The 604-nt window shown below is 51.5% G+C and carries 1 protein-coding gene; it reads right to left on the reverse strand.

Features of this window, described 5'->3' with window-relative positions:
• Nucleotides 1-115: 115 nt before the first annotated feature.
• The coding region (locus E3E42_RS11640; protein ID WP_167904875.1) for a ThiF family adenylyltransferase at nucleotides 116-604 on the reverse strand (489 nt) is incomplete at its 5' end.

A 604-nucleotide genomic window follows, 5' to 3' on the forward strand; every position in this document is an offset into this window, starting at 1 on the left:
AAGACAGTGATAGACGACCCAATGCTCGGCACCATGACGATAACCCAGGAGGGATCCTGGAACGAGGTCATCGAGATAAAGAGCATCAACGAAAAGAAAAGCGTGAAGGAGCCCTCTACTTAAGCTCCACGACATCGAATGTATTGAAGGCCAGATCGACTATGAGAAGCTTGTTCAATAGCGGCTCGCCGATACCGGTGAGCAGCTTAACGACCTCCATTGCCTGAAGCGCGCCGATAACCCCCGCAGTAGCTCCTAAAATAGGGAACTTCTCCTTCTTTCTCCCTACGTTTGGAAAGATTTCGCGCAGGCTTTTGGTGAAGCCCGGAACTATCGTCGTCACCTGACCGTAGGTTCCTTCGACCGCGCCATGGACGAGGGGGATTTTCTTCCTCTGCGCATAGTCATCGAGAAGGAAGCGCGTCTCGAAGTTGTCGAGGCAGTCAACGATTACATCAACGCCTTCGAGAACCTCATCGATGTTCTCCTCACTTAGACGTCCCACGAAGGTCTCGATTTTTATGTCGGAGTTGAAGCGTTCCAGCTTCCATTTGGCGGAGATCGGTTTGGGGTTCTTATCCAAATCCTCCTCCCAGTGGAGTAT

It is taken from the genome of Thermococcus sp. JdF3 (genome assembly GCF_012027495.1).
Lineage (GTDB): Archaea > Methanobacteriota_B > Thermococci > Thermococcales > Thermococcaceae > Thermococcus.